The sequence below is a fragment of the Pseudofrankia inefficax genome (assembly GCF_000166135.1).
Lineage (GTDB): Bacteria > Actinomycetota > Actinomycetes > Frankiales > Frankiaceae > Pseudofrankia > Pseudofrankia inefficax.
The window spans coordinates 3,822,549-3,847,086 of sequence record NC_014666.1 but is presented as its reverse complement, the minus strand read 5'-3'; the positions used below and the strand labels follow the sequence as shown (position 1 = coordinate 3,847,086).

General features: G+C 70.2%; 22 protein-coding genes. 11 read left to right on the top strand and 11 right to left on the bottom strand.

Going from position 1 to position 24,538, the window contains the following annotated elements:
- Positions 1–2: 2 nt before the first annotated feature.
- Positions 3–1,730 carry an N-acyl-D-amino-acid deacylase family protein gene (locus tag FRAEUI1C_RS15690; RefSeq protein ID WP_013424292.1) on the bottom strand — a complete coding sequence of 576 codons (1,728 nt, stop codon included), beginning with the start codon at positions 1,728–1,730 and terminating at the stop codon, positions 3–5.
- A gap of 56 nt (positions 1,731–1,786) precedes the next feature.
- Here FRAEUI1C_RS15690 and FRAEUI1C_RS15685 point away from each other — a divergent pair, with 56 nt between their 5' ends.
- Complete coding sequence (locus FRAEUI1C_RS15685) at positions 1,787–2,443, top strand: TetR/AcrR family transcriptional regulator (RefSeq protein WP_013424291.1); 657 nt, start codon at positions 1,787–1,789, stop codon at positions 2,441–2,443.
- Positions 2,444–2,472: 29 nt separating this feature from the next.
- Here the strand turns inward: FRAEUI1C_RS15685 and FRAEUI1C_RS15680 are convergent, their stop codons facing one another.
- Both FRAEUI1C_RS15680 and FRAEUI1C_RS15675 read right to left on the bottom strand, forming a co-directional pair.
- Positions 2,473–4,071 carry an MFS transporter gene (locus FRAEUI1C_RS15680; protein ID WP_013424290.1) on the bottom strand — a complete coding sequence of 533 codons (1,599 nt, stop codon included), beginning with the start codon at positions 4,069–4,071 and terminating at the stop codon, positions 2,473–2,475.
- 155 nt (positions 4,072–4,226) lie between these two features.
- Positions 4,227–4,931: a GntR family transcriptional regulator gene (locus FRAEUI1C_RS15675; protein WP_013424289.1), complete on the bottom strand. Its 705-nt coding sequence runs from the start codon at positions 4,929–4,931 to the stop codon at positions 4,227–4,229.
- A gap of 72 nt (positions 4,932–5,003) precedes the next feature.
- Here FRAEUI1C_RS15675 and FRAEUI1C_RS15670 point away from each other — a divergent pair, with 72 nt between their 5' ends.
- Together FRAEUI1C_RS15670 and hydA are read left to right on the top strand one after the other, a co-directional pair.
- Positions 5,004–6,461 (top strand): amidase, encoded by a 1,458-nt coding sequence (locus tag FRAEUI1C_RS15670; protein WP_013424288.1) that lies wholly within the window; start codon positions 5,004–5,006, stop codon positions 6,459–6,461.
- Positions 6,458–7,840, top strand: coding sequence for a dihydropyrimidinase (gene hydA / locus FRAEUI1C_RS15665; protein WP_013424287.1), 1,383 nt, complete (start codon positions 6,458–6,460; stop codon positions 7,838–7,840). Before FRAEUI1C_RS15670 ends, hydA begins: the two co-directional genes overlap by 4 nt.
- 734 nt (positions 7,841–8,574) lie before the next feature.
- On the opposite strand, the gene FRAEUI1C_RS15660 is transcribed toward hydA, so the two are convergent.
- Positions 8,575–8,892, bottom strand: coding sequence for a GlsB/YeaQ/YmgE family stress response membrane protein (locus tag FRAEUI1C_RS15660; RefSeq protein ID WP_013424286.1), 318 nt, complete (start codon positions 8,890–8,892; stop codon positions 8,575–8,577).
- 227 nt (positions 8,893–9,119) lie between these two features.
- Positions 9,120–9,443 (bottom strand): hypothetical protein, encoded by a 324-nt coding sequence (locus FRAEUI1C_RS15655; RefSeq protein WP_013424285.1) that lies wholly within the window; start codon positions 9,441–9,443, stop codon positions 9,120–9,122.
- A 191-nt stretch (positions 9,444–9,634) separates the two neighbouring features.
- Between FRAEUI1C_RS15655 and FRAEUI1C_RS15650 the strand changes: the two genes are divergently transcribed.
- Positions 9,635–10,285 (top strand): methyltransferase domain-containing protein, encoded by a 651-nt coding sequence (locus tag FRAEUI1C_RS15650; RefSeq protein ID WP_013424284.1) that lies wholly within the window; start codon positions 9,635–9,637, stop codon positions 10,283–10,285.
- Positions 10,286–11,507: 1,222 nt separating this feature from the next.
- On the opposite strand, the gene FRAEUI1C_RS37590 is transcribed toward FRAEUI1C_RS15650, so the two are convergent.
- From FRAEUI1C_RS37590 to FRAEUI1C_RS15630, 5 genes are all read right to left on the bottom strand, one after another.
- The gene (locus FRAEUI1C_RS37590; RefSeq protein ID WP_013424283.1) at positions 11,508–13,067 is read right to left on the bottom strand and encodes a toll/interleukin-1 receptor domain-containing protein; all 1,560 of its coding nucleotides are present in this window, start codon (positions 13,065–13,067) and stop codon (positions 11,508–11,510) included.
- Positions 13,068–13,280: 213 nt separating this feature from the next.
- Entirely contained in the window at positions 13,281–13,988 is a 708-nt protein-coding gene (locus FRAEUI1C_RS15645) for a PhzF family phenazine biosynthesis protein (protein WP_198318759.1), read from the bottom strand.
- Positions 13,989–14,165: 177 nt separating this feature from the next.
- Positions 14,166–14,639, bottom strand: a complete 474-nt coding sequence (locus FRAEUI1C_RS15640; protein ID WP_013424281.1) for a GAF domain-containing protein — start codon at positions 14,637–14,639, stop codon at positions 14,166–14,168.
- Positions 14,629–15,285, bottom strand: a complete 657-nt coding sequence (locus tag FRAEUI1C_RS15635; RefSeq protein ID WP_013424280.1) for an aspartate racemase/maleate isomerase family protein — start codon at positions 15,283–15,285, stop codon at positions 14,629–14,631. The genes FRAEUI1C_RS15640 and FRAEUI1C_RS15635 overlap by 11 nt, the downstream gene beginning before the upstream one ends.
- Positions 15,273–16,358 (bottom strand): bile acid:sodium symporter family protein, encoded by a 1,086-nt coding sequence (locus tag FRAEUI1C_RS15630; protein WP_232425441.1) that lies wholly within the window; start codon positions 16,356–16,358, stop codon positions 15,273–15,275. Before FRAEUI1C_RS15630 ends, FRAEUI1C_RS15635 begins: the two co-directional genes overlap by 13 nt.
- Positions 16,359–16,535: 177 nt before the next feature.
- On the opposite strand from FRAEUI1C_RS15630, the gene FRAEUI1C_RS15625 reads away from it, so the two are divergent.
- The 5 genes from FRAEUI1C_RS15625 to FRAEUI1C_RS15605 are packed head-to-tail and all read left to right on the top strand — an operon-like array spanning position 16,536 to position 21,946.
- Positions 16,536–17,621, top strand: coding sequence for an ABC transporter substrate-binding protein (locus FRAEUI1C_RS15625; protein ID WP_013424278.1), 1,086 nt, complete (start codon positions 16,536–16,538; stop codon positions 17,619–17,621).
- A complete protein-coding gene (locus tag FRAEUI1C_RS15620) occupies positions 17,618–18,445 on the top strand; it encodes an ABC transporter ATP-binding protein (RefSeq protein WP_013424277.1) in 828 nt (275 codons plus the stop codon). The genes FRAEUI1C_RS15625 and FRAEUI1C_RS15620 overlap by 4 nt, the downstream gene beginning before the upstream one ends.
- On the top strand, positions 18,445–20,037 hold the full coding sequence (locus FRAEUI1C_RS15615; RefSeq protein ID WP_013424276.1) for an ABC transporter permease: 1,593 nt from the start codon (positions 18,445–18,447) through the stop codon (positions 20,035–20,037). The genes FRAEUI1C_RS15620 and FRAEUI1C_RS15615 overlap by 1 nt, the downstream gene beginning before the upstream one ends.
- Before the next feature lie 23 nt (positions 20,038–20,060).
- Positions 20,061–21,233 (top strand): ring-opening amidohydrolase, encoded by a 1,173-nt coding sequence (locus tag FRAEUI1C_RS15610; RefSeq protein WP_013424275.1) that lies wholly within the window; start codon positions 20,061–20,063, stop codon positions 21,231–21,233.
- On the top strand, positions 21,230–21,946 hold the full coding sequence (locus FRAEUI1C_RS15605; RefSeq protein WP_013424274.1) for a GntR family transcriptional regulator: 717 nt from the start codon (positions 21,230–21,232) through the stop codon (positions 21,944–21,946). Before FRAEUI1C_RS15610 ends, FRAEUI1C_RS15605 begins: the two co-directional genes overlap by 4 nt.
- A 62-nt stretch (positions 21,947–22,008) precedes the next feature.
- Here FRAEUI1C_RS15605 and FRAEUI1C_RS15600 read toward each other — a convergent pair whose 3' ends face one another.
- Positions 22,009–22,419: a YdhR family protein gene (locus FRAEUI1C_RS15600; protein ID WP_083819563.1), complete on the bottom strand. Its 411-nt coding sequence runs from the start codon at positions 22,417–22,419 to the stop codon at positions 22,009–22,011.
- A gap of 18 nt (positions 22,420–22,437) precedes the next feature.
- Here FRAEUI1C_RS15600 and FRAEUI1C_RS39590 point away from each other — a divergent pair, with 18 nt between their 5' ends.
- Together FRAEUI1C_RS39590 and FRAEUI1C_RS41065 are read left to right on the top strand one after the other, a co-directional pair.
- The gene (locus FRAEUI1C_RS39590; RefSeq protein ID WP_013424272.1) at positions 22,438–22,578 is read left to right on the top strand and encodes a hypothetical protein; all 141 of its coding nucleotides are present in this window, start codon (positions 22,438–22,440) and stop codon (positions 22,576–22,578) included.
- 22 nt (positions 22,579–22,600) lie between these two features.
- Positions 22,601–24,535, top strand: coding sequence for a helix-turn-helix transcriptional regulator (locus FRAEUI1C_RS41065; protein WP_013424271.1), 1,935 nt, complete (start codon positions 22,601–22,603; stop codon positions 24,533–24,535).
- Positions 24,536–24,538: the final 3 nt, after the last annotated feature.

The following is a 24,538-nucleotide window of genomic DNA, read 5'->3' as shown; positions in this document are numbered from 1 at the left end:
AGCTAAGCCCTGCCGTGGCGCAGCAGCTTGCCGGGGGTCGCGTCCGTGCAGACGCCGTCGACGAAGGTGGTCCTGCCGTTGACGATGATCCGGTCGTAGCCGACGGCCTTCTGCACGAGCCGCCACTCGTCCGCCGGGTAGTCGAACAGGCGCTCCTGGGGCAGCGCCTCGAGACGGTCGAGGTCGTAGACGATGACGTCGGCGGGCCTGCCCTCCGCGAGCGAGCCGCGGTCGCGCAGGCCCATCGCCTGCGCCGGGTAGGCGGACAGCCGCCAGTGCGCCTCCTCCAGCGACATGACCCCGTGGTCGCGGACCCAGTGGGCGAGCAGCTCCGTCCCGAACCGGGCGGTGGTCACGAACTTGGTGTGGGCGCCGCCGTCGCTGATCCCGGGGAGCGCGACCGAGCAGGTGGACACCTCCCGCACCGCCTGGGTGTCCATGTCGATCATGGTGGTGCCGAAGCCGACGTTGAGGTCGCCCGCGACGGCGATGTCGAGCAGGACGTCGACCAGGTGCTTGTTCTCGCGCTCGGCGATCTCGCCGAGGGTGAAGCCCTCGTAGCGCTCCTTGAGCGCCAGGGCGTCGTGCGCGTCGCTGGTGATCCAGTTGACCGTGATCTCGGCCATCGGGTAGCGGGCGGCGCCGAAACCGCCTTCCAGCTCGTCTACCGCCGCCTTCAGCGCCGGCCGTCGCTCGGGGTCGGAGAACTTGGCGATCTTCTCCTCGAGCGTGCCCAGGCCCGCGTCCTTCCAGGCCGGGAAGATGTCCATGAGGTTGTAGTTCTCCAGCACGATCTCCGACTGGAACCGGACGATCTGGGCCGAGGCGAAGACGCGCAGGCCCTCCTCGGAGTTCAGCTCCTCCAGCCGCCGGATGGTCTCCAGATGCGGGAACTGGGACTCGCCGTGTTGGTTGACCGAGCCGGTGGGCGCCAGCGCGTTCCAGATGATCGGGCGGCCGCTCTCCCGGGCGATCAGCGCCGCGGTCTCCAGCTGCCCGGTGATCTGCGTGCTCCCCCGCCCGAGCTTCTTCAACGCCCGAGCGAACGCGGTGACCTCGCGCTCGGTCATCATGTCGGTGACCATCGGCGAGCCGTCGTAGTCGAGCTGGACGTTGTTCAGGTCGCCCGAGATCTGCGAGCTCCAGCCGCAGCCGCCGGCCTCCATGCCCTCCACGAGCAGCTCGCACATCCGGGCGAGCTCCTCGTCGGAGGCCCGGTCCTTCTTGGCCTTGTCGATGCCGACGACGTAGGTGTAGAGCGGGGCGAGCGGGACGAGCGACATGACGTTCACGCCCTTGGGCGTCCGCTCGACGCTGTCGAGGAACTCGGGATAGCTCACCCAGTCCCACGGCATCCCGGCCCGCATCGTCTTGATCGGCACGGCCTCGTTGCGGGACAGGCTGAGCATCGTGCGGTCCTGGTCCTCCGGCCGGCACGGGGCGAAGCCGAAGCCGCAGTTGCCCAGGACGACCGTGGTGACGCCGTGCCAGGCCGACATCGTGCACCAGGGGTCCCAGAACAGCTGGCTGTCGTAGTGGGTGTGGATGTCGACGATGCCCGGGGCGACGATCTTGCCCGTCGCGTCGACCACCTCGGCGCCCTCGCTCGCGTCGATCACGCCGATCTGGGCGATCACGCCGTCCTTGATCCCGACGTCGGCCCTGTAGCGAGGGGTGCGGAGGCCGTCGATGACGGTCCCGCCCTTGATGATGATGTCGTACGTGGCCATGGCCCCGGACGGTACCTAACTTGTTGGCTGACTATCAAGTAAGTAGGCTAAACCCCGTGAACGCAGCCACTCCCCGACGCCGGACCCAGGTCGAACGGCGCAACGAGTCCGAGGAGGCCCTCCTCGACGCCGCCGCCGACCTCGTGGCCGAGCGCGGCGTCGAACGCGCCTCGCTGGCCAGCATCGGCGAGCGCGCCGGGACCAGCCGCGGGCTGCCGACCCATCACTTCGGCTCGAAGGACGCGCTCGTCGCCCGGCTGGCCCGGCGCGCGCAGAACCAGATCGACGACTCGGCCTGGGCCGCCCTGCGCGAGCGCGTGCCCAACGTCGAGGACGCCCGCGGCCTGGACCTCGTGCGCGCGACGGTCGACGGGTTCCTGGAGCGCTTCGAGCACCCGCACTCCGACGACCGCGCGCTGATCGTCATGTGGGGCGCCACCTTCCCCGCCGAGGCCTCCGTCGAGGGGATGATCGACGCGGACCGGCGCAGCCTCGAAGGCTGGGCCGGGCTGATCGAGACAGGCCAGCGCGACGGCTCGATCCGGCCCGACCTGGACGCCCAGACCGTGGCGGTGCTGCTACAGGGCCTGGTCCGCGGTGTCGCCGCCACCCTGCTGACCGACGCCGACCTGACCGAGATGGGCCGCGTCCGCGACACCTGCCAGCGCTGGATCACGTCGGCCCTCGAACGCCCCGAGGAGCCGCGTTCCTGAGGCTCGGGCTCTCTCGGCCTCCCGCTTCGTCAGTGCACGACGACAGGGGCGCCTTCGGTGTTGGCGCCCCGGCGGACCAGGAGGCTCAGTGCCGCGGCGACGAGGGTCGCGACGCCGGCGACGACGAGTGAGGTGTGCAGGCCGGTCATGAAGGCGGAATGGCTGCCGGCGTTCACGGCGGCCTGCACCGAGGCCGAGCTGTCCGTGACCGTGGGCGCGACGCCCTGGCTGATGAGCTCGGTCGAGCCGGCCAGGTGGTTCGCGACGTCGGCTGGCGTGCCTGCGCCGGTCAGCCGGTCGACCAGGACGGAGGCCACCCGGCTGGTGAGGATCGAGCCCAGGACCGCCGTGCCGACGACCCCGCCCAGCTGCAGCGCCGTGGTCTGCAGGCCGCCGGCGACCCCGGCGTCGTCGACCGGCGCGTTGCCGATGATGGCCTCCGCGCTCGCCGTGATGACCAGGCCCATCCCGATGCCGAGCATGAGCAGGGACGGCCAGAGCGTGTTGAAGCCGGAGCTGACCTGGAGCCTGGTCAGCAGAAGCAGGGCCACGCCGGACAGGGCGAGGCCGACGGCCATCGGCGGGCGAGGCCCGAACTGCTCGACGACCCGGCCGGAGATCGGGCCCATCACCATCATGGCCAGCGTCAGCGGCAGGATGTGGACGCCGGTCGCGATCGGCGAGGCGCGCTGGACGTTCTGCAGGTACAGCGTGACGAAGAACAGCACCCCGAACAGCGCGAAGAAGTTGATGACGAGAACCGCGCTGCTCACCGAGATCGACCGGTTCGCGAACAGGCGCATCGGCAGCAGGGGAGCGGCCACCCTGGTCTCGATCACCGTGAAAAGCGCCAGTACGGCCAGGCCGACGACGATGAAACCGATGGTCTTGGCGTCCGTCCAGCCCCAGCCGGAGGCTTTGATCAGGCCGAAGATGAGAACGAACAGGCCGCCGGACAGGGTGAGGATGCCGGGAACGTCGTGGCGCTGGCGGATGCTCTCGCTGCGGGACTCGTTGAGCACCGCCAGGCCCACGAGCAGCGCGATCGCGCCCATCGGCACGTTGATGTAGAAGACCGACTCCCAGCTGACGTGCTCGACCAGCAGGCCGCCGAGGATAGGGCCCGCGGCGATCGAGACCGACGACGCGCCGCTCCAGATGCCGATCGCCTGGTTCAGCTCCTTGGGCGGGAACGCGCCGCGCAGGATCGCGAGGGTGTTCGGCATCAGCATCGCGCCGAACGCGCCCTGGAGCGCCCGCAGCACGATGATCCCGATGATGTTGCCGACCAGTCCGATCGCCAGCGAGGTGAGGCCGAACCCGACCACGCCGATGAGGAAGATCTTCTTGCGGCCGTACCGGTCGCCGAGGTTGCCGCCGAAGATCAGCAGCGCGGCCAGGGCCAGCAGGTACGAGTTGGTGATCCACTGCAGGTCGGTCAGCGAGGCGCCGAGGTCCTGGGCGATCCGCGGGTTCGCGATCGACACGACCGTCCCGTCCAGGCCGACCATGATGACGCCCAGGGCGACGCTCACCAGCGCCCACCAGGGATTTCCCCGCCGGCCAGTGGCGGCGCTCGCCGAGGCGGACCGTATCCGCTGGTCGCCGGCGACGACGTCCTGTGACATGCGGCCATCCCTTCGTCAAGCGCGCGACCGTCGTGAGCGGCGCCACAAATGGAGGAAGATCCTCCATTTGACCCTAGCAGGGTAACGGGAGGATCAGCTCCAGATCGGAAGGTAGGCGCGTCACTCCCGCGGGCCCGCCCGCGTCGGGGGTGGCGTCAGGACGGCAGGACGGTCCGCAGCACGGCCAGCTGCTCGCCCCGGGCCCGCGCGATGTGGGCGTAGGCCAGCGACGACGCGAGGTCACCATCCCCGGCGTAGATGGCGTCGCACAGGCGGTGGTGCTCCTCGCAGGCGATGCTCGGCTTCGCGTCCTTCGCGATCTGGGAGATCCAGCGGTCGCGCATCGCGACGGTCCGCATCATCGAGCTGAGCAGCGAGTTGCCGGCGAGCGCGATGATCTCGGCGTGCAGGGCGACGCTGCGCAGCGCCACCTCGCGAGGGTCGCCCCCGACGGTCGCCTCCTCGGAACGCGCCATCGCCGCCCGCAGTCCGTCGGTCGACGCTCCGGCGGCGACCCGGTTCGCCGCCTGGCGGGTGGCGAGGACCTCGATGCCCAGCCGGACCTCGAACAGCTCGACGGCGTCCCGCAGGGTCAGCCGCGTCACGACCGTGCCCCGGCGGGGATGCGTGATGACGAAGCCCTCGCTCTCCAGCTGGGGCAGGGCCTCGCGCACGGGCATCCGGGAGGTCTGGAACTCGACGGCGAGGTCGCGCTCGCGCAGCCGCGTGCCCGGCGGGTAGTCGCCGCGGATGATCCCTTCCCGCAGACCGTCCAGCAGCCGCAGGGACTCGGTCGCGGGCGGCGGCGATTCTCCGCACCCGTTGCCGATCTCGTCATCCGGTATACCCGATGTCCTCACGATGGAGATTTTACGCGGTAGACATGCGCGTTTCTCTACTTTGGGGATACCAGAGCTTCGAGGAGGCGCTCCGTGTCAGCTCCAGCAGACGGCCCGCCCGAGTCCGCCGCGCAGATCGCCGCGGACGTCCGGTCCGGCCGGCGCAGCGCGGTCGAGGTGCTGGAGACCCATGCCGCGCGCACGGCGGCCAGCGACCTGAACGCCATCGTCACGCCGCTGTGGGAGCCGGCCCGCGCGGCGGCCAAGCGCCTCGACGCGCTGGACCCCGGCGAACGTGAGCGCCTCCCGCTCGCCGGCGTGCCGGTGACGGTCAAGGACATCATCTGCGTGGCCGGCGCGCCGACGACCGCCGGCGGCTTCGGCTGGGACGACCGGGCCGCGGCCGCCGACGCCTCGGCGGTGGCGAGCCTGCGAGCCGCCGGAGCACTGATCGTCGGCAAGACCAACCTGCCCGAGCTCGCGTTCGGCACGGTGACCGACAACGCCCGGTTCGGCGCGACGGCCAACCCGCTGTCCACCGCCCACTCCCCCGGCGGGTCGAGCGGCGGCGAGGCGGCGGCCATCGCCGCGGGCCTGAGCGCGGCCGGCCTGGGCGGCGACTTCGGGGGATCCATCCGGTGGCCGGCGCAGTGCACGGGCATCGTCGGCCTGCGGGCCACCGTCGGCCGGGTCCCCGGCACCGGCCAGGTGCCCGGCGCCGGCGGCGAGCTCGGCGACGGCCGGCGCCCGCTGCCGGACCTGACCGGCCTGCAGGGCCGCCTGCAGGTCATCGGCCCGATGGCGCGGCGGGTCGAGGACCTGCGGCTGCTCCTGTCGGTGATCGCCCGCCCGGACGGGATCGATCCCCGCGTCCGGGACCTGCCCGTGCCCGCGCCGGCCGGCATCGAGCGGCTCATCATCGGCTGGAGCACGGGCGCCTCGATCGCCCCGGTGCGCCGCGAGGTCGCCGACCTGATGGCCGAGGTCGCCGGTGGGCTCGCCTCGCTGTGCGCGGCGGTCGTGGCGCTGCCGGACGTGTTCGCCGAGTGCTTCGACCGCTACCGCGAGGTCCGGGCACTCACGCCGAACCCGGACCACTTCGCCGCCCTCTCGCACCTCGACCGGGTCCCGGCCGACGTCCTCGCGAAGCTCATCCCACCGCCCGGGCCGGATCCCGACCGCCTCGCCCGCGCGGAACGGGCGGCGGACGAGGCACGGTCCGCCGCCCTCGCCGTGTTCGACCTCGTCGACGTCGTCCTCCTGCCGGTCGCACCAGGCCCGGCCTGCGACCCGGAGGACGGGCTCGACGTCGACGGCGTCCGCGTCGAGGGGCCCAACCTGATGGCCCACTGCCGCGCGGTGAGCCTGCTCGGCGTGCCTGTCGTGTCTGTGCCGGTGGGCGTGTCGGCGGAAGGGCTACCGCTGTCGGTCCAGGTGATCGCCGCGCCCTGGAAGGAACACCTCGCACTGGACGTCGCGGCCGAGCTGGAGGTCGACCGCGATCTCGGGGCGGCCGCGCTCGCGGCGGCCGCGCGGGCTGCGCGCCGGTGAGGACCCGGATCGCCGGCGGCACGATCGTCACGGCGTCGGAGCGGTTCGCCGCCGACCTCTACCTGGACGGTCCCCGCATCCTCGCGCTGGGCAGCGGCCTGGACCTCGGCGTCGACCACGAGGTCGACGCGAGCGGCTGCTACGTCCTGCCGGGCGGGGTCGACCCGCACGTCCACCTCGACTTCCCGACCCTGACGACGGTCACCGCGGACGACAGCACGTCGGGAACCGCGGCGGCGGCGCTGGGCGGCACGACGACGATCATCAACTTCGCGCTGCAGCGGCGCGGGGAGCCGCTGCCCGCGGTGCTGGAGCGTTCGCTGGCGCTGGCCGCCGGCCAGGCCGTCATCGACTACGGCTTCCACGTGGTCGTCACCGACCTGCCCGAGTCCCGGCTCGCCGAGCTCGACGAGATCGTCAGGGCCGGCGCCACCAGCGTGAAGATGTTCATGGCGTACCCCGGCGAGCTCATGATCGACGACGGGACGCTGCTGACCGTGATGGAGCGGATCGGCGCCCTCGGCGGCCTGCCCATGGTCCACGCCGAGAACGGCACCGCGATCGACGTCCTCATCCGCCGCGCGCTGGCCGCCGGGCGGACCAGCCCTCAATGGCACGGAAAGACCCGGCCGACCATCCTGGAGGCGGAGGCGGTGCACCGGGCCATCGTGCTGGCCGAGCTGACCGGCGCGCCGGCCTATTTCGTGCACATCAGCTGCGACGAGGCCGCGCGCGAGGTCGCCGACGCCAAGCACCGCGGCCTGCCCGTGTTCGCCGAGACGTGCCCGCACTACCTGACCCTCGACAGCTCGGTCTACCGGGACGACGACTTCGACGTCGCGAAGTACGTCATGACGCCGCCGCTGCGCGAGCCCCGGCATCAGGCGGCGCTGTGGGGCCAGATCCGCCAGGCCGGTCTCGACGTCATCTCGACCGACCACTGCCCGTTCTGCCTGGTCGGGCAGAAGGACGCCGGCATCGGCGACTTCTCCCGCATCCCCAACGGGGTCGGCGGCGTGCAGTACCGCCTCCCCCTGCTCTACGACCGGGGTGTCCGAGCCGGGAACATCACGCTGGAGCGCCTCGTGGCCATCACCGCGACCAACCCGGCGAAGCTGTTCGGCCTCTACCCCGCCAAGGGCACGCTGGCGGTGGGCTCGGACGCCGACGTGGTCGTGCTCGACCCGCGGGCCACCACGACCATCACGGCGGCGGCCTCCCCGAGCAAGGTCGACTACTCCATCTACGAGGGCTGGACGTGCGCCGGGGCGGTGCGCGACGTCTACTGCCGCGGCACCCGGGTCGTCGCCGACGGCCAGCTACGCGGCTCCGCCGGCCACGGCCGCTTCGTCGAACGCGGCCCGACGACGCCGGTTTGAGCACGGGCCTGACGTGCCGGTCCCACAGACGCCTGTACATGTTCGGCCCGCCGCCGCAACGCCAACCTAGCGCCAGTGATTGCGGTTTGGGCCTCTGGTGCGCCCTGCCGGCCAGCTGGGGGTCTGGGCGCCGCGCCGGTCCCACGTGGTGGCGGCGAATCTCGTCCGTGGTCGAGCGAGAGGTAGGAATGGAGCCTGATCCGGCCTTCTGCCGAACGGGGGCCGGGCGGCTGGGGGGCGCGCCGCGCCTCCAGTCGATCTTCAGGTCGCCTTTTGCGCCGATTTCCATACCCGGTCGCGGATCTTCGGTGGCCTCCGGCCGGCGCAATCGACAAGATCGCGGGTCTGGTATGGATAAAAGGCACATCTCGGACGTAGGACGACCGTTTCGATACCAGACTGACGATCATCACAGGTGAGCGCGCCATGGACGGACGATGATCGCCGGTTTGGTATGGAAACCGGCATGGGACTGAGCGGCCCACCCCGACCGTTCCTCTGGGCAATTAGCCAGTAATGCCCTCGTCGGCTCCCGGGTGACCTCTGAGCCGATCCTGATCCGTGTCGTGTCCGGGTCGAGATGGCGACGAGGTCGGAGTCGCGTCGGCTTCCGCGATCCGTGCCAGCTCGCTGTTTCGGCGACGGCATACGTGAGCGGGGTCCACGAGATGGAAATCTCGCGGACCCCGCTCACGTGCGGACCGAGTGACCAAGGCCGGTCTGACGGCCTGACCTCAGCGGTAGGCGCGACGCCGGCTGGTCGTGCGGCGGCGACGGCTCGTGTGGCCACGGCGCCGCTCGGTGGAACGAAAGACCAGCAGCAGGATGATCGCGCCGATGATGGAGCCGATCACGCCGGACGGCTGCAGGGCGCCCTCGTTCAGGTCCTTGCCGAAGAGGACATAGCCCAGAAAACCGCCGATGAACGAGCCGACGACCCCCAGGAGAATCGTCATCGGAACACTCATCGGGTCGCGGCCCGGCACAAGGAGACGCGCGACCGCACCGGCGATCAGCCCAAGAACGATCCACGAGATAATGATCGTAAGCACGGAGCCCTCCAGGCAGGCAACTGTATCGAGATCATCTGTTCTGTCGGAAGCCTTACCCTGCCTCGCCCGCCCAAACCAGACGACTGGCGCGCAATGTGGGCATCGAGTCCGATGCCGCTACGGAGGCAAGCACCCGCGGCGCGCCCGACCACGCCATCCGCGCTGGTCAGGACTGTCACAGCGACGATCGCCACGCCCGTCCGGTCGCGTTCGTTCGAGGTCCTCGTTCAGCGGTCGAAGCCGGGCAGCGGGCCGTCTCCGGGCTCTCGCGTGACCTCGGAACCGATCCTGATCCGCGTCGTGTCCGGGTCGAGATGGCGAAGGTGCTCCAGCGAGACGACCGTCGCGTCGGCATCGGCGATCCGCGCCAGCTCGCCGTTCCCCGTGAGCCTGGCGAGCTCCCGGAGGTCCTTCCTCGCTCGCTCCGACAGCCGGAGCAGATGTTCGTAGCGCCCGTCATTCTCGTCCAGGACATCCCGGAGCAGCAGGCCACCGACGCCGCCGCGGAAGTCGTCAGGGCTTACGACGTGCGCGTACGTGCTGTACCGCACAACCCGCTCCCTTTCTGCCGGCTTCCGCGCCGAGCTACTCGGTAGGTGTCCACCCGTCCGAACCGGCGTCACACAGCGAGCGGTCCACCAACGCGTCGCACGGTCACGTTCTCACCGTGCCGCCGCAGGAGCCGCCTCAGCTGTTCTGGCGTATTCCGGCGTCCGGGGCTACAACGTGCTCGACTGGACCTATGGCCGACTGGAACGCCTGGCATCGAAACTACGACGATCCGGCGTCCGGACTGGCGCGACGACTGGCAACCGTCCGCGCGGAGCTGGCCCGCCTCCTGGCCGCCACGGAAGGTAGGCCGACGCGGCTGTTGAGCCTGTGCGCCGGAGACGGTCGAGACACCTTGCCGGTCCTCGCCGCCGGACACGACAACGTCCGCGCGGTCCTTGTCGAGATCGACGCCGGCCTTGGCGCGGCGGCGCGAGCACAGGCCAGCCAGCTGAACCTGCCGGACGTCGAGGTCCGCACAGCCGACGCGGGGGTCATGGACACCTACGCGGATCTCCCGCCAGCAGATGTCCTGCTCGCCTGCGGCGTCTTCGGGAACATCTCTGACACCGACCTGGAGACGACCGTCGGCGCGTTTCCCCGGCTGCTAACTCCGGGCGCCGCGGTCCTGTGGACCCGTGGCGCGTCAACCGGCGACGACGACCCGACCAGCCACCCCGGCGATGCGGCCGAACTCGTCCGGAAGGTGTTCACCCGCCACGGGTTCGTCGAGGAGCGGTTCATTCGCCCCGACGACGCGGGCTTCCGAGTTGGTGTCCATCGCCTCGCCGACGTTCCGCGCTCCGACCCGACAGGCCGCCACCTGTTCCGATTCACGCGCTGATGAATCGAGGCTCCACTGTGGGCACCGTCCGGCATGCTCGCCGCGTCGCGGACGGTCGTGTCGGGCGGCCTTAGGCGGGCTCCCACCGCCAGCCGTTGTTGTCGGTACACACGATCGCCTCGCCATTTCCCGCGACGCCGTGCACGCCGTGGTCGGCATTGCGGCAGTACTCGCCCGGCTCGTAGCAGTTGCCGCCGTTGGTCAGCGGTTGGCAAGCCGCAGCGGGGGCGGCGGCAGGCGGGTTGACGGGAGCAGGCGGCGGCGCCTGAGTCGGTGGCGCGGCTGCAACGGATCTCGGCGCCGCGGTGGCGGGCGGGTTCGTGGGAGCCGGTGGCCGAGGCTGGGTAGCTGGCTGCGTTGCTCGTGCGTCCACGGGCCTTGGCACCGAGGTGCGCAACTCGACAGGCCCAGCCGGAGTCGTGCGCAGCGTTGACGTGCCTGCCGTATGTGACGGGTCGGAAGGTGTCTGTGCTGGTTGCGTCTGGCGGGTGGTCGCCGCGTCCCGGCCCGTCTCACTGAGGGCCGGAGGTGTGGTGATGCTCGCGACTGCGCGGGGGCTACTCGACAACACATTAGACGTGACGCTTGCCGCGGTGCCTGTGGCCGGGTTCTTCGGTAGGAGGAGTCCGACGACAACGAAGGCCACGACGCCACCGGCCGTGACGAGTCCAGCGGCCCGCCTGTTATGAACGCGCGCCCAGTGCACGTGGCCAATGGCCAACGCGACAACCCCGAAAATGACAATCGAAGAAGCCAAGACCGCTAAGAAACCCACGCCATCCCCCCGGCAGCCGCCGAGTGCCGACGTTAGCCTCCCAGGTCGGGCTTGTCATAGCTGGATCCGCACAACACCCGATGGGACCCCGAGCAGGGCCCAGAAGTGCCACTCACAGCGATCGCGCCTGCTGCATCGCAAACGTCGCCTGTCCGTGGCGGACGGCGCTGGCAACCGAGGGAGAATAATGAGATCTTCGTCCGGTTGTCCAGTGACGTGCACGGGATCCGTTGACGCAGTTCAAAGGCGGTTCGAGTTCCACGGCCATCCACGCAGGTCTAAGGCTGTCCGTTGGCCTGGCTTCCGACCTGGCTGCCAAGCCGGCCGCCTCCAGACCCACCGGAAAGCCTGATGCGGTTACGTCTGGTCCCGCGCCACGAGCTTGGGGCGTGGCCAAGGTGGCGACGCGCAGTTCCCGGCTGGCGAGTGGCCATGATCACGTCTGGCTCAACCATCGCGTCGGAAATATCTTCTGAAAGATACGACATCCCACCAGCGGATGTAGGGATCTCGCCCAAATGCCGCAAGACGCCTACCGTCAGGCGTAAATTCCGTTCGGTACGGCTTCCATGTACACGGAATTTCGACTAGCTCAAACCTGCCTTCACGATTCCGTCGAATTATCCAAAAGGAGTTCGAAGATGTAACCGAGATGATGTCCTCGACGGGCGAGCATCTCACAAAACCCGTGCCGTCGGGGAAGTCGAATTCCTGCAGAAAGTTTGGCGGTCCACCATACCCTATACCCCAAAGTTCAACGTGTTTTTCGAACGCCACTATCGCATAGTCTCCACGATAACCGAAGTCTGCACTATGGACCTCCAGGCCTTTTTGTCCGCGCGTGCGTAGCAGCCGAAATACTTCCGGCGAGCGTTCGGTGTCGAAACCATTGATTCGCACGATCGCAGGCTCGGAGGAGTCGCGCCCGCCAACAAAAAAGGTGGTCCATCGGGGACTGCCTGCGATTGTAGACCCGCCTCGAACTCCCAGATTACGCACCAGCGACGGCTCGCGTGGATCGGACACATCCCAGATCTCTGCCGGATCATTGGAAACCAGAATGAATTGTCCGTCAGAGCTAAATACGGCCGACCAGTAGTCGGTAGGGTCGCCATCCCCAGACACCAGAGCGCAGATCATTCTGGGCGATCGAATGTCGCTCACGTCCCACAGAGTTGGGGCTTCGCCTAAGCATCCGACGGCGACGATCGCGCTGCTCGATTTGAACGAGATGGACTCTACGTATGCGCGTTCGGGGAGCCGAATCGCGCCCGTCGGTGCGGCTAGCCAGTCTCTAGACGGCGCGTCTTTTCTGGAGAAGAACAGACTTCCCTCCTCCGTCCCGCACGCGAGAATGAGTCCGTCAGAACTAAACCCAGCCGTCTCAATTTGGAGCGGCACAAATATCGCTACGGGATCTGCAGAAATAGTGGAACGGGGCTTCTTTATTGAGATTTTCCGTTCGACATCAAGTAATTGCGAATCCGGTCTGATTGGCGGCGACTCTGGCTTCAGGCGTTCGAGGGCGTTGGGCGGAAAATCAGGTTCCGTCAATGGTTTCGCGCGCCCCGTCGCCGCAGCCTCGACGTTCGCAACCAAACGGTCGCGCGCCTGGGTTCTATCGAGACCGAAAAGGTCGAACGAAGCGATCTGGCCCAGAATATCTGGAATTACGCAGTCCGACACCCTGATGGGAACCAGCTTTCGCAAGAGACCTTGTGGATCGGAATTATAGGTGATCTGCCACTCGGTCTTACCGTAGGAATCTGCGAGATACTCGGCCGAGACTAGCGCCAGAGTGCGGAGCGAGAATTCCACTCCCTCCCGCATCTTAGTTGTGAGATGTGTTCCTGGAACAGCATCCCACGCCTGTAGCGCTACCCTATGGCCGACATCTTCGAGCTGCCAGGCGATCCATTCTGCCCAGAGCTGGTCCGCCGGGCTATAAGAAATAAAGAAATCCCATCTGATAACCTCGCCGCCACCGACAGGCTTTTCGTCGGCCATGTATCCTCACGTAGTTCAGATACGGATAAAGAGCCAAAGTATCACACACTCTAGCCGCTCTGCGCCGCGCCGGTGAGCGCGGCCCGCCGAGGACGCGCGCAGCCGTCCCGCGGCCCAGCCGACCGCGTATTCTTGATCTTAAACGGGGAATTCGGAAGCACGCCACGTTCGTCGTCGCCCCGTAGCCGGCCGGGTCGGTCAGCAGGTGGCTTGTCAGATCTCGCGGGCCGGGACTTCGGTGATGTGTCCGGCGATGCCGGCGTAGCCAGCCGGTCCTGGTGCGGCGTGGATGATGGAGCCTTCGCCGTGGTGGATGGTCATGCGGCGGCCGTGTCCGGCGGCCAGGCGCATGGCTCCAGTGCCGCAGGCTTCATCCTCGGGGATGCCGACGCGGGCGGCGTAGGTGCGCATGCGGGCGATACCCGCGGGTCCGTCGATCCAGGCCCACAGTTGGGTGAAGTCCTGGGTAGGGCTGAGCGGGCCGCCGAGGTCGTCGACCTGGCACGGGTCGTCGAGACGCTCGGCCCACCACGGCGGCGTCATCGACAGAGGCGCGCGAACCCAGACTCCAGCGGAATCGGCCCAGCTCTCGGCCTCGCGGCCGGTCGTGCGCAGGACGGACGGGTGGTGCCCGGTGAGTCGAGCGATGGTCCAGGCGGCGCCGACCGCGGCGTGTCCGGCGAACGGAATCTGGCGGGACAGGTTGTGGATCGAGATCTCGGCCTTCTCGACGTCGTCGAGGAAGATGGTCTCGCTGGTCAGGAGCGGCGATCTCCTCGCGCAGGTCGAGCGAGATCCCGCGGCAGGGCTCGGTGGCGAGCAGGATGTACACCGCGACTGCGGGAAGCGCGACCGCCAACTTCTGCCCGTCGTCTTGATCGCTGTTTCGGCCCGCTGGTGGTTGCGATTCGGGTTCGACAACGACCACCGGAGGGCCGAAACGGCGATCATGGGGACGTCGGGGCCGGGTGAGCCCTGCCGGAAGGGGACCGGGCCGGCAGGGTCGCCAAAGAATCGAATTGGCGATCAGGGCGCCGAGGCACAGCCCGGACGTGGGGATATCGAGATCCACCGCAGACAGCCAGCGCGAAACGATGCCTACGCCAGCCAGCGGGTGTAGCCAGGGCCCGCGCGCACCTCGTCGATCCGCTGCGCCGTGACGGTGGCCGCCGCCTTGATGGTGGCCGCGTCGTCCTCGGTCCAGGGCCGGGGTCGCAGCGAGTGCGCGGAGAGCCAGCCGGTCACCACGTCGGCGACGACGACTGGCGCGAGCATCTGGGCCCGCACGCCGTAGACGTCCATCAGGGGCTGGGGCGGCGCCGGGTCTACGGCGGTGAGGTCGGGCTGGACCAGGACCTGACGGGTGGCCATGATCCACTGCGCGGTCGCGGCTCCGCGCTGGTCGAGGGAGTTGTCTGTGGTCATCGCGCGGACCCCGGGCGCGGTGCTCTCCGCGGCGCAGGGAAAGTTCATCCCTGGCGTGTCGAGCCGCAGGGTGACGCGGTCGGCGTCCAGCCGCAGCCGGAGCGCAAGAACGATCTCGGCGGCGACGTCACCGGGGTCATAGGTCATGGTGCCTCCTGGAGGCCATCAGGGACGTGAACGCGTCGGCGTAGCCAAGGGAGCTGGCTTCAGTCAGCCGGGCCGCGTGCCAGAGGGTCGCGACGATGCTGTCGACGATGAGCCCGGCCCCGGTCGTGGCCAGCACGTTCGTGCAGACGACCATGACCGGGTGCTCGCTCAGGGCGCGTACGTGCGGCGTCGGGTCGACGGCGGCGAAGTCGAGGTTGCGCGAGATCCCGAGGGCGCGGGACGCGGCGACCGTGCGGCCCGAGGACCGGACGGTGGCGAGGATGGCCTCGTGGACGTCGTCGGTGTAGGGCGTCAGCACGCTGACCCGCGGAGCACCGACGTCGTCCAGCGCGGCGAACATCGCCTCACGCGAGCTCAGGACGGGCAGGCCGTCGTCCAGCCAGAACCGGGACGTCCCGGCCCACACGGTCAGGTCGACCTCGGCGTCGGCGAGCAGGTCGGTCGCCGCCGTGATCCGGGCCGGCGCGAACTGCCCGTCGGCCTCGCGGTCGATCCGCTCGACGGCCAGGCGGGTGCACACGACCTCCAGCCCAAGGACCGCGCGGACGTCGGCGTCGGCGAGGAACCGCTCGATCGTCGGGTTGGAGGACGGCACGACGAGCCCGACCCGCCTCACGCGGGCCACGCCGGCTCCGCCCGCGACGCCGACTCCACCCGCGGTTCCACCTCCAGCGCCGTCGCCGACGCCGGCTCCGGCTCGGGGGCTCGGCGGTCGTAGCGGCGGGCGAGGGCGGCGCAGACCATCAGCTGCAGCTGGTGGTAGAGCATCGCGGGCAGGACGATCAGGCTGACGTCACGGTGCGCGAACAACACGGTGGCCATCGGAATCCCGGTGGCGATCGACTTCTTCGACCCGCAGAAGGTCACCACGATGCGGTCCTCGATCGGGAAGCCCAGCCGGCGGGACCCGTACGTCGTCGCCGTGAGCACGACGGCGAGGATCACCGCGTCGACGCCGATCACGCACAGCACCCGCCCGACGGTGACCTGCCCCCAGACGCCGGCGACGACGCCCGCGCTGAACGCCGAGTAGACGACGATCAGCACGGAGCCGCGGTCGACCAGGCCGGTCGCGGCGCGGTGGCGTTCGAGCGTCGCGCCGATCCAGGGCCGGGCGAGCTGGCCGAGCGCGAAGGGCGCCAGCAGCTGGGCGGCGATCCGCAGGACGGAGCCGGCGGAGACGTCCACCCGCGAGCCGAGCAGCAACGCGGCCAGCAGCGGGGTGACGACGACCCCGGCGAGGTTGGACACGGTTGCCGCGCAGATCGCGGCGGGGACGTTGCCGCGCCCGATGGCCGTGAAGGCGATCGAGCTCTGGACCGTCGAGGGCAGCAGGCACAGGAACAGCACGCCGAAGTACAGGCCCGGGGGCAGCACGGTCGGCTCCAGTACCCGCGCGGCCAGCCCGATCACGGGGAACAGGGCGAAGGTCGCCAGGAAGACGGTCAGGTGCAGGCGCCAGGACCGCAGCCCCTCCCACGCCGCCCGTGGCGCCAGCCGGGCCCCGTAGAGGAAGAACAGCAGCGCGACCACGGCGTCCGCCAGGTCGCCGACGACGTGGGACGCCTCGCCGCGGGCGGGCAGCACGCTCGCCAACGCCACGGTCCCGAGGATCGCGAGCAGGAAGCGGTCGACCCGGCCCAGCGCGGCCCGCCAGCGCCAGCCCGTGACGGGCCGCGGCGCGCCTGTCGTCGTCACACGCCCCACTCTAGCCTTTTGTCTACAAAAAACCGACTGGCCCCGATGGGCGATCATGGCCCCGACAAGCGCCGATACATGGGGACACGCGACCGCGACGCTCGGGACATCGGCCCGCAACATCCTCGCCTCAGACTTTTGTCTACAAAAGCCATTCAAGCCGAGGTGGGTACCCAAATGATCGACTCCACGGACGACGTCCTCGCGCAGCGCGGCTTCTCGCGCCGCCAGGTCCTGCGCACCGGCACGGCCCTCGGCGTGGGCGGAGCACTGGCCTCCTTCCTGGCGGCCTGTGGGTCCTCGTCCAGCTCGGGCTCGTCCGGCGGCACCTCCGGCGGGCTGACGTCGGTGGCGCTGCAGTTCTGCTACCTGAAGAACGTCCAGTTCGCGGGCAGCTTCTTCGCCACCACGAAGGGCTACTACAAGGCCGCCGGCCTCAACGTCACCCTGCTCGCGGGCGGGCCGAGCCTCGCGCCCGAGCCGATCGTCGTCTCGGGCAAGGCGCTGGTCGGCATCAGCCACACCGCCGAGGTGATCGGCGCGATCAACAACGGCGCCGACATCAAGGTCATCGGTGCCGGCTTCCAGAAGAACCCCACGTGCATCGCGTCGCTCGCGTCGAAGCCGATCAAGACGCCGACCGACATGTACGGCAAGAAGATCGGTATCAGCGACACGAACGCGCCGATCTGGAACTCGTTCGTGAAGGCCAACAACCTCGACGTCTCGAAGATCACCGTGGTCACGGTCGGCTTCGACGTCACCTCGCTCGCCTCGGGCGAGATCGACGGGCTCATGGCGTTCGCCGCGAACGAGCCGGCGATCCTCAAGACCAAGGGCGTCGACACCTACGTCCTGCTGCTGAGCGACTTCCACTACCCGCTGATGGAGGACCTCTACATCGCGCGGACCTCGGACCTCGCCGACGCCACGAAGAAGAAGGCGCTCGTCGGCCTCATGAAGGGCGAGTCCCTCGGCTGGGCCGACGTCGTGGCCGACCCCGACGGCGCGGCCAACCTGGCCGTCACGAACTTCGGCAAGGACCTCAAGCTCGACCCGGCCCAGCAGAAGGTCGACGCCGGCCTGCAGAACGCCTTCGTCGCCGACGCGGACACCAAGGCGCACGGGCTGTTCTGGATGACCGACGAGAAGATCGCCGGTACCATCGCGTCGCTGGGCCTCGGCGGGGTCAAGGCGTCGAAGGACATGTTCACCAACGAGGTGCTCCAGGAGGTCTACCAGGGCGGGAGCGTCCCGGCGTGACCAGCGTCGCCGAACGGGAGGCGGCGCCGGCCGCGCTCGATCCGGCGCCGGGTCCCCCGGCGGCCGGGCTGCGGCTGTCGGGGGTCTCGAAGGTCTACGGGCACCGCGGCCGTGAGGTGCACGCCCTGGAGTCGATCGACCTGGACGTCCCGGCCGGCAGCTTCACGGCGCTGCTCGGGCCGTCGGGCTGCGGCAAGTCCACGATCCTGCGGATGATCGCCGACCTGGAGGCGCCGACGACCGGGACCATCCTGGCCGGCGGCGCCGCGCCCGGCGAGATCCGGCGCCGTCACCAGATGGGCGTCGCCTTCCAGGATCCGGCCCTGCTGCCGTGGCGCAGCGTGCGCAAGAACATCCGGATGCCGCTGGAGCTCGCCGGCCAGTCAGACGACGACGCGATCTCCGGGCTGATCGAGCTCGTCGGCCTGGCCGGCTTCGAGGGGAGCCGGCCGTCCCAGCTGTCCGGCGGCATGCGCCAGCGGGTGGCGATCGCCCGGGCGCTGGTGCTGCGGCCCGCGCTCCTGCTGCTGGACGAGCCGTTCGGCGCGCTCGACGAGATGATGCGCCAGCGGCTCAACATCGAGCTGCAGCGCATCTGGATGGAACGCGCGACGACCACCGTGCTGGTCACCCACTCGATCGCCGAGGCCGTGTTCCTCGCGGACACCGTCGTCGTCATGAGCCCGCGGCCCGGCCGGATTCTCGAGCGGTGCACGGTGCCGTTCGGGCGGCCGCGCCAGCCGGCCCTGCTGAGCTCACCGGAGTTCCACGCCGCCTGCGACCATCTCAGCGCTGTGCTGTTCTCCGGCGGGGTGCGGGCCTGATGGCGGGCGTCGACGTGGTCGCGGCCCGGCCCGCGCTCAGCGCCCGCGCCCAACACCGGCTGTGGTCGGCCGCCGTCGCTCTCGCGGCGCTCGGGCTGTGGCAGCTGCTCGCGGTGACCGTGTTCTCCGGCCACTTCGTCGTGCCCGCGCCGACGTCTGTCGTGGCCCAGGCCTTCCGCGACGACCTGTACCTCAGCGACCTCGGCGTGACCCTGAACCTCGCCTGGAAGGGCTGGCTGATCGGCAACGGCGCCGCGCTGCTGCTCGCCGCGATCTGCCTCGTCGTCCCGGCCGCCGAGGGCGGGCTGATGACGGTGGGCGTCGCGACCTACTGTGTGCCCACGATCGCGATCGGCCCGCTGCTCGTCGTGGCGTACAGCCCGGACGGCGCCAAGATCGTGATGAGCGCGCTGTCGTGCTTCTTCATCACGCTCGTCGCGGCCGTCGCGGGCCTGCGGGCGGCGTCACCGGCGACCCTCGACGCGGTCAGCGCCTTCGGCGGCGGCCGCTGGCAGCAGCTGGTGAAGGTCCGGCTGCGCTCCAGCATCCCCCTGCTCGCCAGCGGCCTGTCGATCTCCGCGCCGGCCGCGATCCTCGGGGTCATGATCGGGGACTACCTCGGCGGCGACCGCGGGCTGGGCGTCGTCATGCTCCAGGCCCAGCAGCAGCTCGCCGTCGAGCGCACCTGGGCCATCGCCCTGGTCAGCACGCTCGCCTGCGGCCTGGCGTTCGGGCTCACGGCGCTGGGGGCCGCTCGGCTCGGCGCCGACGTCGAGGCGCCGCTGGACGGCGGGTTCACCCCCACCCGGCGGCGCCACCACGGGCCGGCCCGGCTCGGGCTCGGCGTCGCGAAGGTCGTCGGGGCCGTCCTGTTCGGCCTGGTCGTCTGGGAGATCCTCATCGCCTCCAGCGGCCTGTCGTCGTACTTCGTCAAGTCGCCCGGCGACGTGTGGCACTACCTCGCCACCGGCACGGAGGCCGGGCACGCCCGTCACGTGCTGCTCAAGGGCCTGGGCCAGACGATGGTCGACGCGGGATCCGGCTGGGTCGCGGGCACCGTGGCCGCCCTGCTCGCCGCGGCGGCGCTCACCCTGTTCCCGGCGGTCGGCTCGGCCGTCATGCCGTTCGTCATCGTCCTGCGGTCGGTGCCGCTGATCGCGATGTGCCCGCTCATCGGCCTCGTCTTCGGCCGGGGGCTGGTCGGCGTGACGGTCATCGCCGGTGTCGTGACGTTCGTGCCGTCGCTGGTCACGATCGTGGACGGGCTGCGCGCGGTCCCCAGCTCCGCCACCGACGTCGTGCACTGCTTCGGCGGCGAGGCCCGCCACGCGCTGGGGAAGGTCCGCCTGCCCTTCTCGGCGCCGGCCCTGTTCGCGGCCGCGAAGATCTCGATGCCGGGCGCGGTGCTGGGCTCGGTCCTCGCCGAGTGGCTCATCACCGGGCACGGGCTCGGCTACGCGATGGCCTACGACGTCATCAGCAGCAACTACATCAACCTGTGGGCTTCGATCACCGTGATCCTGATCGTCTCCCTCGGCCTGTACCTGGTGGTGGGCGCCCTGGAGAGCGCCGCCCGCGACCGCATCCGCTGACCGCCTAGCCCGAGGAGCACACCGTGCCGAACCCCGAGGCATCCCTGTCCCCCCGCTCGGCCCGGTACCCGAAGGCGTCGATGCACGTCGTCCCGATGCTGGCCCCCAACGACACCGCGGCCTTCCGGGCGCTGTTCGCCTCCGGCGCCGTCGATCCCGCGTCGGTCGTCGCGCTCATCGCCAAGTCGGAGGGCTCCGGGCTGCACAACGACCACGCGCGGGTCTTCGCCGACGTGTCGCTGCGGACCGCGCTGGCCGAGGCTCGCGGCTGCCCGGTCGAGGACCTGGCCGACTCCGTGACCGTCGCCGTGTCGGGCGGCTCCCCCGGCGTCATCTCGCCGCACGTCACCGTCGTCACCCAGGAGTGGGTGGCCGACCTGCCCGCCGGCCTGCCGGGGGTTGGGCTGGTCGTGGGCCGTGGCCACACCGAGCCGATCCTGCCCGAGGACATCGGGCGCACCGCCCAGGTCGACAAGGTCGCGGACGCCGTCGCGGCGGCCATGCTGGACGCGGGCGTGACCGATCCGGACGACGTCCATCTGGTCATGGTCAAGGGACCGGCGCTGTCCTCCCGGGCGGTCGCGGACGCGCTGTCGCGCGGGAAGACCGTCGTCACCGGGGACTACGGGATCGGCCCGATGGGCTCCATGTGCTGGTCGAACGACGCCTCCGCGCTGGGGGTCGCCGTCGCGCTCGGCGAGGTGAAACGAGACCTGGTCGCGGACGATAGAATCCGCAGTGATTGGGACCTGTTCTCCGCCGTGGCCGCGACGTCGTCCGGTGGGGAGAAACGCGGTGGTGAGGTGCTGCTGCTGGCCAACAGCGCCCAGTCGGCCAGCGAGCTGCGGATAGGGCACGGAATCACGAGGGACATGGCGGACACCGAGGGCATCAAGACGGCGATTCGGACCGCGGGGGTGGATTTCGACTGTTGCCTCTCGCCGGCCCAGCAGGCCCAGGTCGTTCAGGTGTTCGGCAAGTTCGTGCTGCCCGGCAGTGACGTTCTGCGCGGCCAGCACATCACGGCCCTGGACGACCACGAGGCACACCACGTCGCGAAAGCGGTCGGCGGCGCGCTGGTCGTCAGCATCACCGGTCAGCCGATGTCCTTCATCTCCGGCGGCGAGCGGAACTCCCACATGGGCCCACCCGGCGGTAATCCCGTGGCGGCCGTGGTCCGGCGGCTGCCCGCATGAGTGCCTCGACCTCCCATAACCCAGGGTCAGACAACATCAGGCCGTCGGACAGTGTCAGGTCGGAGGACGGGAGCGACACCAGGATCGAGCAGCTCAGCCTCGTCGACCACGCCATCGCCAAGATCCGCGATCTTCTCCTGACGGGGACGATCGCGCCCGGCGAACGGGTCCGCGAGGAATGGCTGACCGAACGCCTCGGCATCAGCCGGCCGCCGCTGCGGGAGGCGATGCAGGTGCTGGTGCACCAGGGCCTGCTCCAGCGGCTGCCCCGCCGGGGCGTCCGCGCGGTCAACCTGACCGACAGCGACATCTGGGAGATCTACTCGCTGCGGGCCGTGCTGGACCGCTTCGCCCTGGAGCTCGGCGTCCCGGTGATGTCCGCCGACCTGCTGACGCCGATGCGGACGGCCGTCGCCGCGATGCGCGCCGCGGTGAAGGCCGACGACCGGGCCCGCTACGTCGAGGCGAACCGGGCCTTCCACCTGGGGATGATCGCCCTGGGCGGGAACAGCCGCCTGACCAGCAGCTACGAGAACCTGATGAACCAGATGCAGCTCGTCATGAGCGTCAACCTGGCCCGGGAGTCGGGCACGGACCGGCTGGCCGGCGTGCGCCGCCACGAGGAGCTGCTGGCCGCGATCGAGAGCGGCGACCTGAGCCGGGCACTCGCCGCGCTGGAGGCGCACGGCGAGCTCCGCTACTTCAAGCACTGAGCCGCCCTACAGGCGGACCTGCCGCGACGTGCCAAGGGCCGGGCCGGGGACGGTTCCGGGGCTCACGGCGTCTCCTGAAGCGCAGACGTCTGTGTCGTCGGTGCGGTGATCGCGGTCGCGGTGTCGAGGACGTCGTACTCCTGGACGGTGATGTCCTTCAGCGCCGGGTTGGCGAACAGCCCCTGAAACAGGCCGGTCTCGCGGGAACGATCGGCGTCGCGCCGCGAGGCGAACAGGTACACGCCGCCGAAGGTGGCGGAGACTGTGTCGCTGAGCCACCATTTGCCGAGCAGGCCCGGCCACGCAGTGAACTCCGGGGCGATCTGCACCGCGTGGGCGTTGTAGGACTCGACCGGGATCGTCAGCCCGAAAGTGACAATACGGATGCGCATGGCGGCGGCTCCCCTTCTGGGTGGATTCGCAGCCGACGATAGGGAGCCGGCGTGGGGCGGCGCATCGGCGGAACGCTCCATCCGCGGATGGAGCGCCGAATGGAGCGTCCTGCCGATGCGGGTGGCGCCGTCACGCGCCTAACGTCGCCGGACATGTTCGCCAGCCAGTCGGCCGCGGACGAGGAGCGGCTTACCGACCGCGAGGACGCCTACGGCCGCCGGACAGCAAAGAACTACTGAGGCGCTGCACTAGCATGCCGGCATGAGCCAGCCGCTCCCGCGGGGGTCCGTCTCCGATCGCCTGGCGGCCGCCGCCGCGGTGGCCTTGGTCGGCCGGGCCGAGGAACGTGCGCGCCTGGCCGCGCTGCTCGCCCCGAACGGACCGGCGGCGGTGTTCGTGCACGGACCCGGCGGGATCGGCAAGACCGCTCTGGTCACCGGCACGCTGGCGTCGATGTCGCTGACCTGCGTGAGTCTCGACGGGCGCCAGCTGGAGCCGACGGCACCCGGGGCGCTGGCCGCGCTTGGCGCGGCGCTGGGAGGTCCCACCCCGTCGACCGCCGCGGCCGCGGAGCGGGTGGCCGCCGCCGGGGTCGATGTCCTGGTGATCGACAGCTTCGAGCGGCTCAACCTGCTCGACGGCTGGATTCGTAACGAACTGATCGGGGGCCTCCCGGCCACCGTCACCACGCTGCTGGTCGGCCGCCGCGGGCCGAACGCGGCCTGGCGCACGGCCCCTGGGTGGCGCGCCCTTCTCGGCGAACTGGTGGTCGGGCCGTTGACCTCCGAGGACGTCGACCAGCTCCTGGCCGCCCGCGGGGTCGAGGGCGACGACGCCGCACGGATCCGGGGGTTCGCGCGGGGACATCCGCTGGCCGTGGTGATGGCGTGCGAGGCACTGGCCCGCCAGCCCGGTTTACCCCTCGGCTCCGGTGCGCCGGCCGAGGTGGTCGAGGACCTGTTCGCGGTGATGCTCGACGGCCTCTCGCCACCCGAGCGAGCCGTAGCCGAGGCGGCGTCCGTCCTGCGCCGGGCGACGTTGCCGCTGCTCGCCGCGGTCGTCGACGAGCCGGACGCCGAGCGGGCATGGCGGACGCTACGCGGACTGCCGTTCGCCGTGACGACCGCTACCGGCGTCGAGCTCGCCGGGCTGGCGGCCCCTGTGCTGCTGGAGGCCCTGGAGCTGCGCGACCCGGTCCGGGTCCGGACGATCAGGACGGCCGCCGCTCGCGCCATCCTCGATTCCCTCGCCCAGGGCCCGGATTGGGAAGGCACCGCCGATCTGCTGCATCTCGTCCAGAACCCGATGATCCGCAATGCGTACGCACCGCCGGGGATGCTGGCGCACCCAGCCGAGCGGGCCCGCGGCGACGACCGCGCCGAGATCGTCGCCATCGCCGCCCGGTTCGGCGGGCAGGTGACCGCCAGGCTCGCCGAACTGTGGTGGCAGGCTCGGCGGGACGCCTTCGCCGTGGTCCGCGCGGCCGACGGTGGCGTCGCCGCGTTCTCGGTCACCACCACCGTTGACGACGTGGCCGAACCGGTGCACGCGGACCCGCTGGTCCAGGCGGTCGCGGACCATCTGATGGACGACCCGATGCCCCCCGACGCCAGTGCCGTGGTGTTCCGCTGGGCGCTGGGTAACCGGCACGGCGAGCAGCCCACCCCCGAGGTGGCGGCACTGGTCACCGACCTCAAGCGGACGTATCTGCAGCTGCGAGCGACGCTGCGCCGCGTGTACACGGCCGTCATCGACTGGCCGGCCGCGGCACCAGTGCTACGGGTGATGGGATTCGACCTGCTGACCGAGGTCGGGGTCGGTGAGCGGCGGCACGTGCTCGCGTGCCTCGACTTCGGCCCCGGCGGTGTTGACGCGTGGATCGGCCGACACGTCCTTGCCGAGCAGGCCGGTCCGGTCGGTGGCCGGCCACTGCCTCCCGTCGAACACGCCGACCGAGACGCGGACCCAGGCGTGATTCCGGCGGCGAACCGGCCCGCTGTGTTCAGCCTGACCGCGCGGGAGCAGGAGGTGCTCACCCTGCTCGCCGAGGGGTTGACCAACGCGCAACTGGCCGCGGAGCTGTTCATCAGCGAGCGCACCGCCAACCGGCATGTGAGCAACATCTACACCAAGCTCGGCGTGCACAACCGCACCCAGGCGGCCCGAGCCGCCGTCGCCGCCGGCCTGACCGGCTAGCAC

Coding starts and splice junctions, on each gene's coding strand:
- FRAEUI1C_RS15690 (WP_013424292.1), bottom strand. CDS start 1,730: ATGGCCACGTACGACATCATCATCAAGGGCGGGACCGTCATCGACGGC.
- FRAEUI1C_RS15680 (WP_013424290.1), bottom strand. CDS start 4,071: ATGTCACAGGACGTCGTCGCCGGCGACCAGCGGATACGGTCCGCCTCG.
- FRAEUI1C_RS15650 (WP_013424284.1), top strand. CDS start 9,635: ATGGCCGACTGGAACGCCTGGCATCGAAACTACGACGATCCGGCGTCC.
- FRAEUI1C_RS37590 (WP_013424283.1), bottom strand. CDS start 13,067: ATGGCCGACGAAAAGCCTGTCGGTGGCGGCGAGGTTATCAGATGGGAT.
- FRAEUI1C_RS15640 (WP_013424281.1), bottom strand. CDS start 14,639: ATGACCTATGACCCCGGTGACGTCGCCGCCGAGATCGTTCTTGCGCTC.
- FRAEUI1C_RS15625 (WP_013424278.1), top strand. CDS start 16,536: ATGATCGACTCCACGGACGACGTCCTCGCGCAGCGCGGCTTCTCGCGC.
- FRAEUI1C_RS15615 (WP_013424276.1), top strand. CDS start 18,445: ATGGCGGGCGTCGACGTGGTCGCGGCCCGGCCCGCGCTCAGCGCCCGC.
- FRAEUI1C_RS15605 (WP_013424274.1), top strand. CDS start 21,230: ATGAGTGCCTCGACCTCCCATAACCCAGGGTCAGACAACATCAGGCCG.
- FRAEUI1C_RS15600 (WP_083819563.1), bottom strand. CDS start 22,419: ATGGAGCGTTCCGCCGATGCGCCGCCCCACGCCGGCTCCCTATCGTCG.
- FRAEUI1C_RS39590 (WP_013424272.1), top strand. CDS start 22,438: ATGGAGCGTCCTGCCGATGCGGGTGGCGCCGTCACGCGCCTAACGTCG.
- FRAEUI1C_RS41065 (WP_013424271.1), top strand. CDS start 22,601: ATGAGCCAGCCGCTCCCGCGGGGGTCCGTCTCCGATCGCCTGGCGGCC.